15 protein-coding genes are annotated in these 15,885 nt (G+C 70.7%); 9 read left to right on the top strand and 6 right to left on the bottom strand.

The window, feature by feature from the left end; genetic code table 11:
- Positions 1 to 417 precede the first annotated feature (417 nt).
- A complete protein-coding gene (locus JEQ17_RS42500; RefSeq protein ID WP_200400237.1) occupies positions 418 to 1,938 on the top strand; it encodes a glycoside hydrolase family 3 protein in 1,521 nt (506 codons plus the stop codon).
- Between the two features lie 120 nt (positions 1,939 to 2,058).
- Here JEQ17_RS42500 and JEQ17_RS42495 read toward each other — a convergent pair whose 3' ends face one another.
- Positions 2,059 to 3,255, bottom strand: coding sequence for an epoxide hydrolase family protein (locus JEQ17_RS42495; RefSeq protein ID WP_200400236.1), 1,197 nt, complete (start codon positions 3,253 to 3,255; stop codon positions 2,059 to 2,061).
- Between the two features lie 60 nt (positions 3,256 to 3,315).
- Positions 3,316 to 3,747, bottom strand: coding sequence for a helix-turn-helix domain-containing protein (locus JEQ17_RS42490; protein WP_200400235.1), 432 nt, complete (start codon positions 3,745 to 3,747; stop codon positions 3,316 to 3,318).
- 74 nt (positions 3,748 to 3,821) lie between these two features.
- Here JEQ17_RS42490 and JEQ17_RS42485 point away from each other — a divergent pair, with 74 nt between their 5' ends.
- Positions 3,822 to 4,715, top strand: a complete 894-nt coding sequence (locus JEQ17_RS42485) for a class I SAM-dependent methyltransferase (protein ID WP_200400234.1) — start codon at positions 3,822 to 3,824, stop codon at positions 4,713 to 4,715.
- 27 nt (positions 4,716 to 4,742) lie between these two features.
- Here JEQ17_RS42485 and JEQ17_RS42480 read toward each other — a convergent pair whose 3' ends face one another.
- On the bottom strand, positions 4,743 to 5,657 hold the full coding sequence (locus JEQ17_RS42480) for an expansin EXLX1 family cellulose-binding protein (RefSeq protein WP_200400233.1): 915 nt from the start codon (positions 5,655 to 5,657) through the stop codon (positions 4,743 to 4,745).
- Positions 5,658 to 5,896: 239 nt separating this feature from the next.
- On the opposite strand from JEQ17_RS42480, the gene JEQ17_RS42475 reads away from it, so the two are divergent.
- The gene (locus JEQ17_RS42475) at positions 5,897 to 7,027 is read left to right on the top strand and encodes a peptidoglycan DD-metalloendopeptidase family protein (protein ID WP_200400232.1); all 1,131 of its coding nucleotides are present in this window, start codon (positions 5,897 to 5,899) and stop codon (positions 7,025 to 7,027) included.
- A 61-nt stretch (positions 7,028 to 7,088) separates the two neighbouring features.
- Here JEQ17_RS42475 and JEQ17_RS42470 read toward each other — a convergent pair whose 3' ends face one another.
- Positions 7,089 to 7,874, bottom strand: coding sequence for a carbonic anhydrase (locus tag JEQ17_RS42470; RefSeq protein WP_234048571.1), 786 nt, complete (start codon positions 7,872 to 7,874; stop codon positions 7,089 to 7,091).
- Positions 7,875 to 8,241: 367 nt separating this feature from the next.
- Between JEQ17_RS42470 and JEQ17_RS42465 the strand changes: the two genes are divergently transcribed.
- The 6 genes from JEQ17_RS42465 (at position 8,242) to JEQ17_RS42440 (ending at position 14,544) form a co-directional block, all read left to right on the top strand.
- Positions 8,242 to 9,333, top strand: coding sequence for a substrate-binding domain-containing protein (locus tag JEQ17_RS42465; protein WP_200400230.1), 1,092 nt, complete (start codon positions 8,242 to 8,244; stop codon positions 9,331 to 9,333).
- A 76-nt stretch (positions 9,334 to 9,409) separates the two neighbouring features.
- Positions 9,410 to 10,498 (top strand): mandelate racemase/muconate lactonizing enzyme family protein, encoded by a 1,089-nt coding sequence (locus tag JEQ17_RS42460; protein WP_200400229.1) that lies wholly within the window; start codon positions 9,410 to 9,412, stop codon positions 10,496 to 10,498.
- Positions 10,495 to 11,559 (top strand): ABC transporter permease, encoded by a 1,065-nt coding sequence (locus JEQ17_RS42455; protein ID WP_200400228.1) that lies wholly within the window; start codon positions 10,495 to 10,497, stop codon positions 11,557 to 11,559. Before JEQ17_RS42460 ends, JEQ17_RS42455 begins: the two co-directional genes overlap by 4 nt.
- 5 nt (positions 11,560 to 11,564) lie before the next feature.
- Positions 11,565 to 12,647: an ABC transporter permease gene (locus JEQ17_RS42450; RefSeq protein WP_234048830.1), complete on the top strand. Its 1,083-nt coding sequence runs from the start codon at positions 11,565 to 11,567 to the stop codon at positions 12,645 to 12,647.
- Positions 12,644 to 14,224 (top strand): sugar ABC transporter ATP-binding protein, encoded by a 1,581-nt coding sequence (locus tag JEQ17_RS42445; RefSeq protein ID WP_200400227.1) that lies wholly within the window; start codon positions 12,644 to 12,646, stop codon positions 14,222 to 14,224. The genes JEQ17_RS42450 and JEQ17_RS42445 overlap by 4 nt, the downstream gene beginning before the upstream one ends.
- Positions 14,221 to 14,544: an L-rhamnose mutarotase gene (locus JEQ17_RS42440; protein WP_200400226.1), complete on the top strand. Its 324-nt coding sequence runs from the start codon at positions 14,221 to 14,223 to the stop codon at positions 14,542 to 14,544. The genes JEQ17_RS42445 and JEQ17_RS42440 overlap by 4 nt, the downstream gene beginning before the upstream one ends.
- Before the next feature lie 21 nt (positions 14,545 to 14,565).
- Here JEQ17_RS42440 and JEQ17_RS42435 read toward each other — a convergent pair whose 3' ends face one another.
- A complete protein-coding gene (locus JEQ17_RS42435) occupies positions 14,566 to 15,303 on the bottom strand; it encodes a GntR family transcriptional regulator (RefSeq protein WP_200400225.1) in 738 nt (245 codons plus the stop codon).
- Positions 15,304 to 15,359: 56 nt separating this feature from the next.
- Entirely contained in the window at positions 15,360 to 15,707 is a 348-nt protein-coding gene (locus JEQ17_RS42430; protein ID WP_200400224.1) for a hypothetical protein, read from the bottom strand.
- Positions 15,708 to 15,885 lie beyond the last annotated feature (178 nt).

Genomic DNA, 15,885 nt, shown 5'->3' with positions numbered 1-15,885 from the left:
CTCGCTTCCGGACACGCACCGGCGCTGCACGACGACGCCGAAAGCAGCGCACGTCGCACGGCATGAAGAGAGAGACGGCCCGGCCTGCAGGGTCACTGCATCGGGCGCCGCGCCAGCCCCCTCGAACTCGCGTGCCACTAACCTGGACTAGACCAACCGCCCTGTCAAACATGGTCGTTGACTGCGTGTCGCACTCAAATCGCCTGCACCGAAGCCCGGTTGATGACACTCGGAATGCGGTTCACCTGGCACAACAGCCCCGGGGGAATGCACGCACGGCGACCCGACCCGCCTCTTGACACGAGCCGCTAGCCTGAGCGGAGACTCATTGGTCTGTACCAAGCTGTGTCGTGGTGTCGATGCGCTGTCATCGGCGGCACCGACGCGCGGGCCCTACCCGAAAGGCGAACGCACTCGATGGTCTCCAGCAAGCACAGCAAGGAGTTGCGGCGGCTGGCGCTCTCCGTCCTGCAGCCGGGGTTCGTGGGTACCGAGGCACCGGACTGGGTTCTGCGCGAGATCGGCGACGGACTGGCATCCGTCGTGCTCTTCTCCCGCAACATCGTCTCGCTCGACCAGGTTGCCCAGCTGACTGGTCAACTCCGCGCGGAAAACCCCGAGTTGATCATCGCCATCGACGAGGAGGCCGGCGACGTCACCCGGATCGAGTCCGCGACCGGCTCCACCCGGCCGGGCAACTTCGCCCTCGGAACCGTCGACGACACCGAGCTCACCGAGTCCGTCGCCGCCGGCCTCGGCCGCCAGCTGCGCGCCATCGGCGTGAGCCTCGACTACGCGCCCAGTGCGGACGTCAACTCCAACCCCGACAACCCGATCATCGGGGTCAGGTCCTTCGGCGTGGATCCGAAGGTGGTGTCCCGGCACACCGCCGCGTGGATCCGGGGGCTCCAGTCGGCCGGGGTCGCCGCCTGCGCCAAGCACTTCCCCGGCCACGGCGACGTCGCCGTCGACTCCCACCACGGCCTGCCCACGTACGGTGCCGACCGCGAGGAGATCGCCGCCCAGGCCCTGCCGCCGTTCCGGGCCGCCCTGGACGCGGGTGTCCGCGCGGTGATGAGCGGCCACCTCCTGGTGCCCGCCTACGATCCCGAACTGCCCGCCACTCTCAGCCCACGCATCCTCGGCGAACTGCTCCGCGGGGAGCTCGGGTTCGACGGCATGACCGTCACCGACGCCATCGAGATGGGCGCCGTCGCCGACCGCTACGGCATCGACGGTGCCACGGTGAAAGCGGTCGCCGCCGGTGCCGACGCGGTCTGTGTCGGCGGCGAGAGCGCCGAGGAGGCGACCGTCGGCCTCCTCGCCGGCGCTCTCGCCGACGCCGTGGCCTCCGGCGACCTCGCCCGGGAGCGACTGGAGGAAGCGGCCGGGCGCGTACGGGCGTTCGCCGACTGGTCGGCCGGCCTGGTCCAGGCCGACACCGTCGACGCGATCAGCAGCGACATCGGCTTCACGGCAGCCCGCCGCGCCATCCGGCTGGCCGGAGCGGCACGGGACGCCCTGCCCCTGTCCGCCGCGCCGCACGTGGTGGAGTTCGTGGCCACCACCAACCTGGCCATCGGCAAGGAGACCCCCTGGGGTGTCGCCGCCCCGCTGAGCGAGCGGCTGCCCGGCACGACCACCGCCCGGGTGCGGCACCAGGAGCTGGACTCACGGACCGCCGCCATGAGCGCCCTGAAGACCTGCGCACTCGAACCGGCCGCCGGGCGCCCCCTGGTCGTCGTCGTCAGGGACGCCTCCCGGCACGAGTGGATGGCCCGTGCCCTCGCGGACCTCATCGCGGCGCGTCCCGACGCGATCGTCGTGGAGATGGGCCTGCCGAGTGCCGCTGTTCCAGGGGCGGTTCAGATCTTCACCCATGGCGCCACCGCCGCCTCCGGGGTGGCCGCCGCGGAGGTGCTGGTGGGGGCGCGGTAGGCCGTTGGGCGGGGCTGGTGGGCCGGTTGGCCTGCTGGGCCCCGGCCTCTTGGGAGGCCACGGCCTGTCCGAGCACAGGGGCAGGCCGGTGTGCCAGTCTCCGCCCGGCCGGCCTTGTCCTCAGCCCGTTGCCGTCTCCGTCGCCGCTGCTGCTGCTGCCCGGAACGGGCGGAAGAACTCGCGCAGCTCTTCCGCGTACAGCTCGGGCTCCTCGAACGGGGCGAAGTGGCCGCCGCGCGGGGGTTCGGTCACGCGTACGGCGTTCGTGGTGCGTTCGAGCCACGCTCTCGGCGGACGGACGACGTCGCCGCGGAAGAGCGAGAAACCGGACGGCACCTCGACCCGGCGGGCGAGCTGCTCGGGCGGGATGGCCGCGTTCGCGTTGTACATGCGCATCGACGAACCGATCGTCCCCGTGAGCCAGTAGAGCGTGACGTTCGTGAGGATCTCGTCCTTGGTGAACGCCCGCTCGACGTCGCCGTCGCAGTCGCTCCACGCCCGGAGCTTCTCGACGATCCACGCGGCGAGCCCGGCCGGTGAGTCGGTGAGCCCGACGGCGGCGGTCTGGGGCTTTGTGCGGTGCATGGCTGCGTAGGCGCCCTCGGTCGCGCTCCAGGCCCCGACGCCCTCCATCCAGGCGCGTTCCCCGGGCGTGAGATCCGCCGGGTCGCCGGTGAGGACGGGCAGGCCCCCGTCCATGCGGTGGACGGCCACGACCCGGTCGGGGTGGTCGAGCGCGAGGTAGCGGCTCACATGACTGCCGATGTCCCCGCCCGCCGCACCGAACCGCTCGTAACCGAGGACGCCCATGAGCTGGGCCCACAGTCCGGCGACGGCGATGGAGTCGAGCGGCGGGCCCGTGGGGCGGTCGGAGTACCCGAAGCCCGGCACGTCGGGAACGACCACGTCGAACGCGTCGGCGGGGTCGGCGCCGTGCGCGCCGGGATCGGTGAGGAGCGGGATGACCTTCGTGTAGCGCCAGAACGAGTCCGGCCAGCCGTGGCTGAGGACGAGCGGCAGGACGGGCTCGGTCGGTGCGACGGCCCGGGCGTGTACGAAGTGGATGCCCAGGCCGCCGAGCGGGACGCGGAAGCGGGGCAGCCGGGCGAGCGCCGCCTCCTGCGCCGGCCAGTCGAACCCGTCCGCCCAGTGGGCGATCAGCTCGCGGAGGTAGCCGATGTCGGTGCCGAGCGACCACCCGGCGTCCTCGGGAGCGTCCGGCCAGCGCGTCGCGCGCAGTCGCGTACGGAGGTCCTCGAGCACCGCGGGATCGGTGTGCGGCGCGAACGGCTCGGGGCGGGGCGAAACGTCCGACATGGGACGCAGCCTACAAGTCGCGCCCCGGCGTGTTCGCGCTGCCTCCGCCGGGTACGGGGGTCACGGTGGCCCCGAGGCCGGCTTCCTCGGGACTGCGACAACGCCGGACACGGCGGCCTTGAGAATGCGGCGGAAGGTGGGGCATTCCATATGGCTCGGCGCGGGGCAGGCGGCGGCGTGCCGCAGGGAATCGCGCAGGACGCCGAGTTCACGGATCGTCCTGTCCAGTTCCTCCGCCTTGGCCCTGAGCATCTGCCGGTCGATGCGCGGCTGCCCGTCGGGCGCGATCATGCGCGCGATCTCGTCGAGCGAGAACCCGGCGGTGCGCCCCAACGCGATCAGCGCCAGGCGCTCCAGTACGCCGGGGTCGTACTGACGGCGCAGGCCCCGTCTGCCGTTCGGGGTGATCAGCCCCTTCTCCTCGTAGAACCGCAGTGTCGAGGCGGGAACCCCGGCGCGGTGCGCCACCTCGGAGATGTCCAGGTCTGTCATTCTCTTGACCTCAAGTCGACTTGAAGTAGCACGCTTTCACCCAGGCCCGTCGAAGGCAAGCACAGGAGACGAACATGGACGCCACCCGCAGGACCGATGACGTGCAGACGACCCGTTGGAACGGGCCGGCCGGCCATGCCTGGGTCGAGGCCCAGTCATTGGTGGACGGGGTGCTCAAGCCCTTTGAGGACCTCCTGGTCGAAGCGCTGTCCGCCGAACGCGCAGGCCATGAGCTCGATACCGGAGACCATGTGCTCGACGCCGGCGGCCGTGTGCTCGACGTCGGCTGCGGTACCGGCACCACCACGCTGGCTGTGGCGCGGCGGCTCGGCGCGGGGGGTCACATCGTCGGCGTCGACATTTCCGAGCCGATGATCACCGCTGCCCGGGCGAGCGCCGAGCGGGCGGATGCACCGGCGTCCTTCATCCGCGCCGACGCGCAGGAGTACGCGTTCGAGCCCGCCACCTTCGACGCCGTCATGTCGCGCTTCGGCGTCATGTTCTTCAGCGACTCCGTCCGGGCTTTCGCGAACCTGCGGCGTGCCGCGAAGGGCGGGGCCGCGCTCCGGTTCATCGCGTGGCGCGGCCCGGCGGAGAATCCGTTCATGACGACGGCCGAACGCGCCGCGGCACCGCTCCTTCCGAACCTTCCCGCCCGTCGGCCGGACGAGCCGGGGCAGTTCGCCTTCGCGGACGCGGACCGGGTCCGGCGCATCCTGGCGGAGGCCGGTTGGACCGGGATCGACATCCAGCCGAAGGACGTGACCTGCACGCTCCCCGAGAGCGAGTTGATCCGCTACTTCACCCGGTTCGGTCCCGTCGGGATGATCCTGGGCGAGGCGGACGAGCAGACCCGCGCGCGGGTCGTCGAAACGGTCCGTGCCGCCTTCGATCCCTTTGTCCAGGGCACGGAAGTCCGCTTCACCGCGGCCAGTTGGCTGGTCGGCGCCCGAGCCCCGTCCGTGTGAACGGGGTGGCCGAGGGGCCGGCCCGGATCAGCGCTCGGCGAACTGGGCACGGGTCGACTGCACCGCGTTCGCCGTCAACGCGACCCCGGTGAGCGTGAGTTGCTCTCCGAAGATGTCCGTGACCCTGATCGCGCCGCCGCACCCGCTGCCGTCGTCGGAGATGAAGTAGTTGTATTCGGCGCGCGACAGCTGACGCCAGCCGCTGCCCGCGCGTACTTCGAGCCGGGCCACCGGATTGCGGTGCCCGATGACCTGGATGCCGCACCAGTAGCGGCTGGACCCGGTCTTGTACCGGATGGAGACCGTGTCGGCGGCGCCGGGGCTCGCCAGCGTCCAGGTGATGGGGATCTGGCCGGCCGACGGCCGGGCGAGTTCGGCGAAGGCCTCCGCGCTGAGGTCGATCTGGCCGGGCGCGCAGTCCCCCGGGCACTCGTTGGTGATGCGAACCGTGATGGAGGCCCCGCTGGCCGCGCGGACGAGTACGTACGCCCCGCACGCCTTGGCGGTTTCGTAGTCGGTGCTGTTCATCGCCCCGGTCATGACGTCACCGCTCGCGTCGTACATGCAGGCGCCCGTACCGTCCGAGTCGTAGAACGTGGCGGTGCCCCGGTACGTGGCACCGGGCCGTATGCGTCCCGCCAGCGGCGCGGCGGCGGACCCGGTTCGCGGGGCGTCCGCGGCCGACGGCTTCGCCGACGTGGCGGTCGCGCGGGGGGACTTCTTCCGCGGCGTCCTCTTGGCCGACGGTTTCGCCGATGCTTCGGTCGCGCTGACGGACGCGGTCGGAGACACCGTCGCGGGCGGGACATCCGCCTGGGTACCGGCGACGGGCTTGGCCTCGGCGTCCCCGGTGTCGTCCTTGGGGTCGACAAGCAGCCCCACGATCAATGAGGCGACTATGAGCACCCCGGCCACCCCAATGAACAGCCACCGTCTGTGCACCGGACCTCCTTGACTGCCGCGACCCGTTGTCGCGATCTGTTGCCGCGGCCCAGGGCCGGCGATCGTCCCAGACCCGGGAGCACGGCGGCAAGCCTCGCAGAACTGCCCCTTCGGGCAGGCCAATGTGCCTCGATGGCCGGTGACGTGCGGTCGGGGGGCCGTTAGCGTCCGAATGTGAGCATGAACATTCCCTCGAGACCACTCCCAGCCTCACCACGTCTGCGCGGCCAGCCCGGCACGTGACCGAGGAGAGGGAAGGCACGGCAGTCGTCGACGAGGCGGCGGGAACGGCCGAACGAGCTGGTACCGAAGAGGCGTTGAGTGGGCAACAACGGCCGCGGCGCCGCGGTCCCGGCCCGTTCGTCCTGATCGTGGCGCCCAGTCTGGTGGCGCTGATCGGGGTGTCGGGGTATCTGGCCCTGACCGGCGGGCTCTCCCCCGACCAGTCCCAGGGGCCGGATCCGGCGCAGACGTCCGTCGCCAACGTCGACGCCTCCTACGTCCCTTGGCTGCGCAAGGCGGCCGATGCCTGCACGGTCGTCACCCCCGCCCTCCTCGCCGCCCAGATCGATCAGCTCTCCGGGTGGAGCAATGACGGCGCCAGCCTGTCGCAGCAGGGAATCGCAGGCTTCACGGACGCCCAATGGCGGACCTGGGGCCGGGACGACAACGCCAACGGCCGCTCCTCGCCGCGCGATACGGAGGACGCCATCATGGCCCTCGGCCGGCAGGACTGCTCTCTCGCCGAGAAGGTGACCGACCTCAGGACCGAGGGAGCCGTCAGCGGCAACCTCGTGGACCTCACGCTCGCCGCGTACACGGCCGGGACGGACAGCGTGAAGAGGGCGGGCCGCGTGCCCGCCGACGCACGCACGTTCCTCAACAAGGTCAAGGCACGGCTGCCGCGGTACGACGCGCTCGTCCGCCGGACCCCCGACCAGAACGGCGGTCAGAACGCCGCCGCCGTACTGACCCCGCCCGTCAGCACGCTCACGGTCACCTCGTCCTTCGGATCGCGTACGCATCCACTCACCGGGGTCACCAAGCTCCACACGGGAGTCGACTTCGGCGCACCTCAAGGGGCTCAGGTGTCGGCGGCGCGTGACGGCCGGATCGAGTTCGCGGGCACGACCACGGCGTACGGCATCCGTGTGGTGATCGACCACGGCACGATCGGTGGCAAGCGGCTGCAGACGACCTACAGTCATCTGTCGGCCCTCCAGGTCACGACGGGCCAGACCGTGACCGCCGGCTCCGCGGTCGGGCTCGTCGGCTCCACCGGCCTGTCCACGGGACCCCACCTGCACTTCGAGGTGCTCCTCGACGGCCAGTACATGGATCCGCTGCCCTGGCTCAGCACCGCCCGCTGACCCGCGCACGAGGGGCGACCGCGGCAACTGTCCGCAGCGGTCGCCCCCGTGTGTACGTGGTTCAGCCGATGCGGTGCACCCGCTGGGTGGTCAGCTCGTAGCGGGCGCCGACGATGGCCAGCTCACCCGAGTCCACCTTGGCGGCGAGGTCGGGCTCGGCCGCGAGCCGTGACCGTATGAGTCGTATGTTGGCGTCGATCGTCGCGTCGACGCGCGCGTCACCCTCCTGGCTGCGATCTATGGCCGGGCTGATCTGGTCGGCCAGGTACTGGATGTGGGCAGGCAGTTCCTCGCCCGACTCGTCCGCCTGGACCGTGGCCTTCACGGCCCCGCACGACTGGTGGCCGAGCACCATGAGCAGCGGGATCCCCAGTTCGAGCACCCCGTACGCGAGGCTGCCGAGCACGGCCTCGTCGAGGACCTGGCCCGCGCTGCGTACCGTCATCAGGTCGCCGAGGCCCTGGTCGAAGACCAGCTCCGGGGGCACCCGGGAGTCGATGCATCCGAGCAGGAGGGCGAAGGGGTGCTGAGCGGTCGTCAGCGACTGCCGGACGGCGGGGGACTCGTCGGGATGCTGCTGGCGGAAGGTGCTCCAGCGGCGGTTGCCCGCCGCCAGCTCCCGCAGGGCCTCTTCTGCGGTGGTGGGCCGCTTGCGCGCGGCGGCGGTGAGGGGTGCGGCGGCCGCGGGTGCGGCGCCGACGGCAAGGCCGGCGCCGAGGACCGCGGTGCCGGTGAGCGCGGCGCGGAGGAGGGAGCGCCGGGCGGGAGATGTCGCGCCGGAGAGCGGGGCGACGGATGCCGTCCGCGAAGGGCGGACGGCTCTGTGGGGTGCTGGGTCAGAGATCACGAACGGGAACGTACGTCCGACTCGACACCCCTCCGTTCGGGTTGCCGAATCATGGACGAGCATTGATGAACCATGATCAGCCGTTGAACCGTTCTTGGGAACTCCGAGGGGAATCCTTGGCCAGAGCTCGCGTGCTGTTACCCAGCAAGACTTCTTCAGTTTCCTATATGATTTTGCGGTCGTCCAGACCTCCCGAGAAGTGCAGGCACTACGCCCTCCGAGGTCGCCCCACAGTCGGCACGAGCCACGACATGCCAGCGTAAACCTCCCTTTACGCCACCGACCTACGCCGCAAGTCTTGACGCGTCAGCGTTCCTGCCCCACGATCGCCGCATCGATTTCCTATCTGATTCCTCAGGGGTGGGGCATGCGCTTCCCAACCAGATCCGTCCTGCCCGGAGTTGTCGCAGCCGTGGTGCTGGCCGCGGGGACAGCGGCGTGCACCTACAGGAACTCGGGTGCACCGGCAGGCGGTCAGGCCGCGCCGGACGCAAGGACCGGCGGCGGGGCCGAACTCGTGGACGGTTCCCGGACCAAGGTCGCCCTCGTGCCCGGCGGCGCACACCCGTACTTCCAGCCCTGGAAGGCGACGGTCACCACCGCGCGCAAGACCTACGGCCTCGGGGCCGTCACCTTCGACGAGACGGCGGAGTGGGACCAGCAGAAGCAGAACAACCTGCTGTCCACGCTGGCGGCGCGCGGCTACAACTCCTTCGGAGTGTTCGGTGTCTCCCCCACCGACATCAACTCGACCTTCGCGGACCTCAGATCGCAGGGCTTCCCCGTGGCGTCCCTGGGTTCCTGCCCCGCCGGCGACAAGGACGAGGCCGACTTCTGCCTCTCCACGGACGTCGAACTCGCCGCCCACAAGGCCACGAAGGCGGCGATCGAGGCCATGGGCGGCCGCGGCACTCTGGTCCACCTGACCGGCAACAACGTCGACGCCAACACCCAGTTGCGCATCAAGGGGGTCACCCGGGCCGTCAAGGAGACGGACGGCAAGGTACGGCTCCTGCAGACCATCACCGACATCGACACGGACCTGCAGACCGCGCAGAAGGCGGTGTCCGACCTGATGGCGGCCAAGGGCGACAAGATCACGGGCATCGTCGCCACCGCCTACAACCCGGCCGTCGCCGCCGCCGACGCCGTCAGCACCTCCGGGTCGAAGGCGAAGGTCATCGCCATCGACGACGACGCCAAGATCCTGAGCGGCATCGAGCAGGGCACGGTCACGGCCACCGTGGTGCAGAACCCGGTCGGTCAGGCCGAGATCGGGACATGGGCCCTGGCGCTGCTGCAGACGAAGCAGTGCACCGTGCGCGATCCCGGGGTGGAGGTGGACTCCGGTTCGTTCGTCGTCGACAAGGCGAGCGTCTCCACCTACGACAAGGCACGGCAGAAGAAGACCGCGCAGCTCAAGACGGAGTTCGCCGACAAGATCCTCTCGTGCGGCTGACCGGCTCCCACGACGGACCTCCGGCGGGACCCTCGCTCGACTGACAACGGACCACGACAGAAATCGGATTCGCTGGATGAGCATCATCACGACCGCGACCGCCCGGCTGGCCGACATAGCCGTCGAGCAGGACCGTACCGACGCGGTGCAGTCCTTCGTCAAACAGGAGACGGTCCTGGTCGACCTGGAGACGGCGGACGGCGTCGCGGGAACCGGCTACACCTACACGATCGGCACCGGCGGCACCTCCGTACTGGCCCTGCTGCGCGACCATCTGCTGCCCGCCCTCGTCGGACAGGACGCCCGCAACGTCGAGGCCCTGTGGCAGCGGCTGTTCGCCCTGACCCGGGCGACCACCACCGGAGCCATCACCTCGCTCGCCCTCGCCGCCGTGGACACCGCGCTGTGGGACGTGCGGTGCAAGCGGGCGGGCGAGCCGCTGTGGCGGCTGGCCGGCGGACACCGTCAGGAGGTGCCGGTCTACGACACCGAGGGTGGCTGGCTGCACCTGAGCGCCGAGGAGTTGGTGAAGGGCGCCCTGCGGGCCCAGGAGGCGGGGTGGGCGGGCGTGAAGATCAAGGTGGGCCGTCCGCATCCCGCCGAGGACGCGGAACGGCTGCGCGCGGTGCGCGAGGCCGTGGGCCCCTCGCTGCACATCATGACCGACGCCAACCAGTCCCAGACGGCGTCCTCCGTCCTGCGGCTGGCGTCCGCGCTGGAGCCGTACGACCCGTACTGGCTGGAGGAACCGCTGCCCGCGGACGACATCAGCGGGCACGTCCGTCTCGCGGGCGCGACGCGGATTCCCCTGGCAGTCGGGGAGTCCATGTACTCGCTCATGCAGTTCCGCGGCTATCTGGAGGCCGGCGCCGCCTCCGTCGTGCAGGTCGACGCCGCCCGGATCGGTGGCATCACACCGTGGTTGAAGGTCGCGCACCTGGCCGAGAGCCACAACGTCATGGTCTGCCCGCACTTCCTGATGGAACTGCACGTCAGCCTCGCTGCCGCGGTGCCCAACGGACGGTACGTCGAGTACATCCCGCAGCTGCGGGCCGTGACCCGGACCGAGTTGACCGTCCGCGACGGCATGGCCGTGGCCCCGGACGTGCCGGGCATCGGCATCGACTGGGACCTGGACGCGCTCGACGACCGGAGGGTGGCATGACGACCTCCATCAGCCCGCCGGACACCGTCCCGGAGGAGAAGGCGGCAGGTCATCGCATGCCGTTCTGGGTCAACCAGCGGCTCGGCCTGCTGGTGCTGGTCATCGCGCTGAGTGTCCTGTTCGGGGTGCTGCGGCCGGCGTTCCTGGATCAGCGCCTGGTGCTCTTTCCGCTCCTGCGGGACGTCGCCACGCTGACCGTGGTGGCGCTCGCGCAGATGGTGGCCCTGTCCGTGGGGCACATGAATCTCGCGGTCGGGCGGATGGCGGCCTTCGGGGCCATGTTCGCGGGCCTCGGGTACGACCGGCTCGGTCTGCCGATGCCTGCCGGGCTGCTGCTGTGCCTGGCCGCCGGTGCCGCCATCGGCGCGGTCACCGGCTGGCTCATCGCCCGTACCGGCGTGAGTTCCTTCGTCGTCACGCTGGCGATGGACTTCGCCCTGCTGGGGCTGGTGTCCCTGCTGTACTCGGCGCTCACCGAGGACGCCGCCTTCACCACCCGGCCGTCCGGCATCGACGAACTGCGGTCCTACTCGCTCGCCGACATCTGCGCGGGCCCCATCTGCGGCTCGCCCGCCGTACCGCAGATCGCGCAGTTCACCGTGCTCGCCATGGTCGGCCTCGGTTTTCTGTACGGGTGCACACGCATCGGCAGGGAACTGCTGCTCACCGGTGCGAACCCGGCGGCCGCGGAGCTGTCCGGCATCCCCACCGGGCGCCGGGTCCTGCTCGCGCACACGCTCTCCGGACTGCTCGCCGCGCTCGCCGGATTCATGGCCGCCGCGGGCACGGGAACGTTCCGCGCCTCCATCGGCAACGACTTCATGCTGCCCTCCTTCCTGGGAGCGGTGCTCGGCGGCACCCTGCTCACCGGCGGGGTGGTGTCCGTGCTGGGCACGCTGCTCGGCACCGCCCTGGTCGGCGTGATCCGCAAGGGCCTCGACCTGCTCGGCGTCGGCCTGGAAAGCCTGAACATCTACCTCGGCTGTGTCCTCCTGCTGGCCCTGTCTGCCGACCGGATCCGCACCGTGGTGTCCTATCGCAAGGTGGTGCGCTCCACATGAGCCGCATGAATGACATGAGCCGCCCGGGCGCGATCCGCGAGCAGTGGAGCCGGACCGCGCCGGCCCTGCGCCGGTTCTCCCGTTCCACGACGGCGATGCTGCTGTGCGTGGTCGTGGCGGGATACGTGGCACTGGGTGTGGCCTCGTCGGGCGCCTTCTTCGAGGGCCCCTCGGTGCGCGTCTTCCTCCAGTACCTGGCCACCCCCATCCTCATCGGCCTGGCGCAGATGGTGGCGCTGTGCGTGGGGCAGCTCAATCTCGCCGTCGGCGCCCTGGGCGGCTTCACCGCCTGTCTGACGGGCGTTCTCATGGCCGACCACGGGGTGCCGGCCGCGGTCGCCGTGATCGTGGGCCTGTTGACGGCCACGACCGTCGGCCTGGTGACCGGCGTCGTCATCGTGGCCACACAGATCAACGGGTTCATCGTCACGCTCGCCACCATGACGATCCTCCTGGGAGCGCAGTACCGGCTCACCGGCACCCGTACCGTCGACGGCTACTCCCCCGCGCTGCGCGACCTCGGCACGGCGGCGCCGCTCAACATCCCTCTCGTCTTCGTCACCGCGCTCGTCGCGGCGGCTCTGCTGGCCGCCTTCATGTACCGCACGGTCGCGGGCAGGCGGCTCCTCGCCGCGGGCGGCAACCCACTGGCCGCCCGACTGTCCGGTATCTCCACCGACCGGCAGATCGTGGCCGCGCACACACTGTCCGGGCTGCTGATCGGCGTGGCCGCCGTGACGGCCACGGCCTCGCTGCCCGGCGTCAACCGGAGCGTCGGCGGCGACTGGCTGCTGCCGAGCTTCGCCGCGCCCATCATCGGGGGCGTGGCGCTCACCGGCGGTTCGATCGCCGTGTTCGGGACCGTCCTCGCCGCCTTCGTGACACGGCTGATCGACGCGGCGCGAGCGCAGTTCTCGCTGGACCCGAGCTGGGTGAACCTCCTGATCGGCCTGGTCGTCCTGGGTACGGTCGCCGGTGGCCGCCTGCACCAGAGTCGCCTGGGGAGGACGGGTGGCACGGCACCACCGCCGGCGGAGGCGGGTAAGCGGCCGCCCGCCGTCCTGCCGCAGCCGGGAGGTGCCCGTTGAGTACGGTCCTTCTCGAATGCCACGACCTGATCAAGGTCTTCCCCGGTGTGCGGGCGCTGGACGGTGTCGGGCTGCGGCTGACCGCCGGCAGCGTGCACGCGCTCCTCGGCGAGAACGGCGCGGGCAAGTCCACCCTGATCAAGGTCCTCACCGGGGTGCACTCCCCCGACGGCGGCCGGCTCACCTGGTGCGGCGAACCGGTCCACCTGCGCTCGCCGTTGGAGGCGACCCGCACCGGCATCGGTGTCGTCCACCAGGAGCGCAACCTGATCCCGGGCTTCTCGGTGGCGGAGAACATCACCCTGCAGAAGCCCCCCTCGCACCGGGGACTGGTCGACCGCGAGGCCATGACCGAACCGGCCCTGGCGTGTCTCGCGGAGCTCGGTGTCGACCTCGACCCGCATCAGCCGGTACGTGAACTGTCCGTCGCACAGCAGCAGTTGGTGGAGACGGCCAAGGCCCTCCACACCGAGAGCCGGGTGCTGCTCCTCGACGAACCCACCGCGTCCCTCTCCCCGCAGGAGACGGAGCGGCTGTTCGAGGTGATCCGGCGGCTGGCCGCCCGCGGCGCCTGCGTCGTCTTCGTCAGCCACAAGCTGGAGGAGGTGTTCGCCGTCTGCGACACCGTCACCGTGCTGCGCGACGGGAAGTCGGTGCTGGAGTCCGCGCCGCTCGCCGACCACACCCACGACGACATCGTCGGCCTCATGGTGGGCCGCGCCCACGCGGCGACCGAGATGCGCCCGCGCACGGTCGACCGGTCCGCCGCACCGGTGCTCGCGCTGGACGCGGTCTCCACGGCCGGCGGGCACCGTGACATCAGCCTGGAGGTGCGGCCCGGGGAGATCGTGGGCCTGTACGGGCTGGTCGGCGCCGGGCGGAGCGAACTGGTCAAGGCGGTGCTCGGCCTGGACCGCATCACGGGCGGCGAGGTCCGGGTGCACGGCAGGCCGGCCCGGATCACCTCGCCCCGTCAAGCCCTGCACGAGTTCGGCATCGGCTACGTCACCGAGAACCGCAAGGAGGAGGGCGTCTTCCTGGAGCAGCCCATCGTCCGCAACATCACGGTGACGGTGTGGAGGAGGCTGGCCAGAGCCCTCGGGTTCGTCTCGGCACGCGAGGAGCGTGACGTGGCCCAGGATCTCGTCGAGCGGCTCGGCATCCGCATCGCGGGGCTCGGGCAGAACGCCGGTGAACTCTCGGGCGGGAACCAGCAGAAGGTCAGCCTCGCCAAGTGGCTCGCCGCCGACACCCGGCTGCTCGTCGTCGACGAACCGACGGTGGGCGTCGACGTCCGCACCAAGCACGCCTTCCACGAACTGATCTGGGACCTGGCGCGCGACGGCCTGCCCATCCTGCTGATCAGCAGCGACCTCGCCGAGATGGTCACCCTCGCCGACCGGATCGTCGTCATGACCGACCATCGCGTCCGCGGCGAGGTCGACAACGACCGCGACTACGACCGCATGAGCGGCCGCGTCATCCGCCTGATCCACGACCGGGCGGAGCCCACCGCCGATGCGGCCGATGCGGCCGATACGGCCGATACGGCCGACGCGAAGGCGGTGAGCGGATGAGACGCGTGGCGCAGATCATCGCGGTACGGCCGGAAAAACTCCACGAGTACCGGGAGTTGCACCGCGACGTACCCCCAGCGGTGCTCGATCGGATCCGGCGCAGTCACATCTCCAACTACTCGATCCATCTGCTGGGCGACCGGCTGTTCGGCTACTTCGAGTATCACGGCGACGATCTCGAGGCGGACCTGGCCCTGATGGCCGCGGACGAGGCCACGCAGCGGTGGTGGCGACTCACCGGCCCCTGTCAGGTACCGGTGACGGAGGCGGCCGCCGGAGAGTGGTGGGCAACGGCGGAACAGGTGTTCCTCATGGAGTGACGGAGTCAGGCGGCGGCGCGTCTACCGGATCGAGGACGCGGGAGCGGGCCCGTCGCCGTCGTCGTGCTGACGTTCCATGCTGCGCGTGAGATGTTCCGTCATCGCCTCGGCCGCGCGCTCGGGATTGCGGCGCAGAACCGCGCGTACGATCCGTTCGTGCTCCGCGACGGTCGGGCCGCCCGCGCCGACGACCTTGCTGAGCCGGAAGATGTGCAGGTGCGCGTGGAGCCGCTCCACCGCGTCCGCCAGCAGCGGCCGGTGTGCGGCCTGTCCGATCGCCTCGTGGAAGCGCTGGTCGAGGGCGGCGAAGTCGCGGTAGGACGCGTACCGTCCGTTCGGGCTCGGTTGGACCTGCATCTCCTCGACGATCCGCTCCAGGCCGTCGAGTTGTGCCTCAGTGGCGTTCGCGGCAGCCAGAGCGGCCGCCCTGGGCTCCAGCAGCAGGCGCATTTCGAAGAGTTCCTCAAGGCCCTGACGGGTCAGCAACTCCGTGGCCCGATATCCGGAGAGCGCGCGCTTCACCACCAGGCCGTCGGACTCCAACCGGGCCAGCGCCTCCCGGACGGGGGTAGGCGAGACCTTGAGCGCTCGGGCCAGCGACTCGATGCCCACGCGTGCGCCGGGGGCGATCTCGTGGTCCATGACCATCGCCTTGATGCGTTCGTAGACGCTGTCCGACAGGGCCTGCCGGACGGGCGGCACACTCCGCTCGTCGCCCTCGTCGGGGACACCGGCCGCTGAAGGGCTGTGCGGCGGCATCCCGGCTCCTCCTGAAGACTCTGCGTGTCCGCCAGTTTACCCAGGCGGCCGGGACGTCACGAGGCGCTGTCGCGCACGTCCAGGTGAGACCAGAGATCCTCGACCGGCGGCTCCCCGGCGGCCTCGTCCGCGGCGAGCGCCGCGGCGGCCTCCTCCTCGGCACGCTTCGAGAACGCCACGGCGCGGCGGGCCTTGGCGATGACCTCGGCCTGCTCCGCACCGAACCTCGCGGAATCGAGCCGGGCGTTGAAAGCGGTCAGCACATCGGGGTTCATCACCTCGAGCGCGGCACGCAACTCGGCGAGCGTCTGGGGGCCCTCGGCGAATTCAAGCTGGTAGGGATCCTCAAGCTGGTACAGATCCGAATCGGCCTGCGGGCTCGGCTCGTGCGGTAGCGCGGACATGTGCGTGACCTCCGGTCGTGATGGCTCCACGGTACGCGGTTGATGTGCCCCTCCGTGCAGGGGTCCGGACGATCAACAGCCCCTGGCGGCATATTGACCCTGAGGAATGACACGAGAGCAGAGCGTGACCAAGGCGAGGGACTCGGCCCCGGAAACGCCTCTTTGCGCCGGAGGTGGC

The organism is Streptomyces liliifuscus (genome assembly GCF_016598615.1).
GTDB lineage: Bacteria > Actinomycetota > Actinomycetes > Streptomycetales > Streptomycetaceae > Streptomyces > Streptomyces liliifuscus.
This window is presented reverse-complemented; position numbering and strand designations above follow the sequence as displayed.

Bases quoted from the DNA above. Each gene is read 5' to 3' on its own strand.
- JEQ17_RS42500 (WP_200400237.1), top strand. From the start codon at position 418: ATGGTCTCCAGCAAGCACAGCAAGGAGTTGCGGCGGCTGGCGCTCTCC.
- JEQ17_RS42495 (WP_200400236.1), bottom strand. From the start codon at position 3,255: ATGTCGGACGTTTCGCCCCGCCCCGAGCCGTTCGCGCCGCACACCGAT.
- JEQ17_RS42490 (WP_200400235.1), bottom strand. From the start codon at position 3,747: ATGACAGACCTGGACATCTCCGAGGTGGCGCACCGCGCCGGGGTTCCC.
- JEQ17_RS42485 (WP_200400234.1), top strand. From the start codon at position 3,822: ATGGACGCCACCCGCAGGACCGATGACGTGCAGACGACCCGTTGGAAC.
- JEQ17_RS42465 (WP_200400230.1), top strand. From the start codon at position 8,242: ATGCGCTTCCCAACCAGATCCGTCCTGCCCGGAGTTGTCGCAGCCGTG.
- JEQ17_RS42460 (WP_200400229.1), top strand. From the start codon at position 9,410: ATGAGCATCATCACGACCGCGACCGCCCGGCTGGCCGACATAGCCGTC.
- JEQ17_RS42455 (WP_200400228.1), top strand. From the start codon at position 10,495: ATGACGACCTCCATCAGCCCGCCGGACACCGTCCCGGAGGAGAAGGCG.
- JEQ17_RS42450 (WP_234048830.1), top strand. From the start codon at position 11,565: ATGAATGACATGAGCCGCCCGGGCGCGATCCGCGAGCAGTGGAGCCGG.
- JEQ17_RS42440 (WP_200400226.1), top strand. From the start codon at position 14,221: ATGAGACGCGTGGCGCAGATCATCGCGGTACGGCCGGAAAAACTCCAC.
- JEQ17_RS42435 (WP_200400225.1), bottom strand. From the start codon at position 15,303: ATGCCGCCGCACAGCCCTTCAGCGGCCGGTGTCCCCGACGAGGGCGAC.
- JEQ17_RS42430 (WP_200400224.1), bottom strand. From the start codon at position 15,707: ATGTCCGCGCTACCGCACGAGCCGAGCCCGCAGGCCGATTCGGATCTG.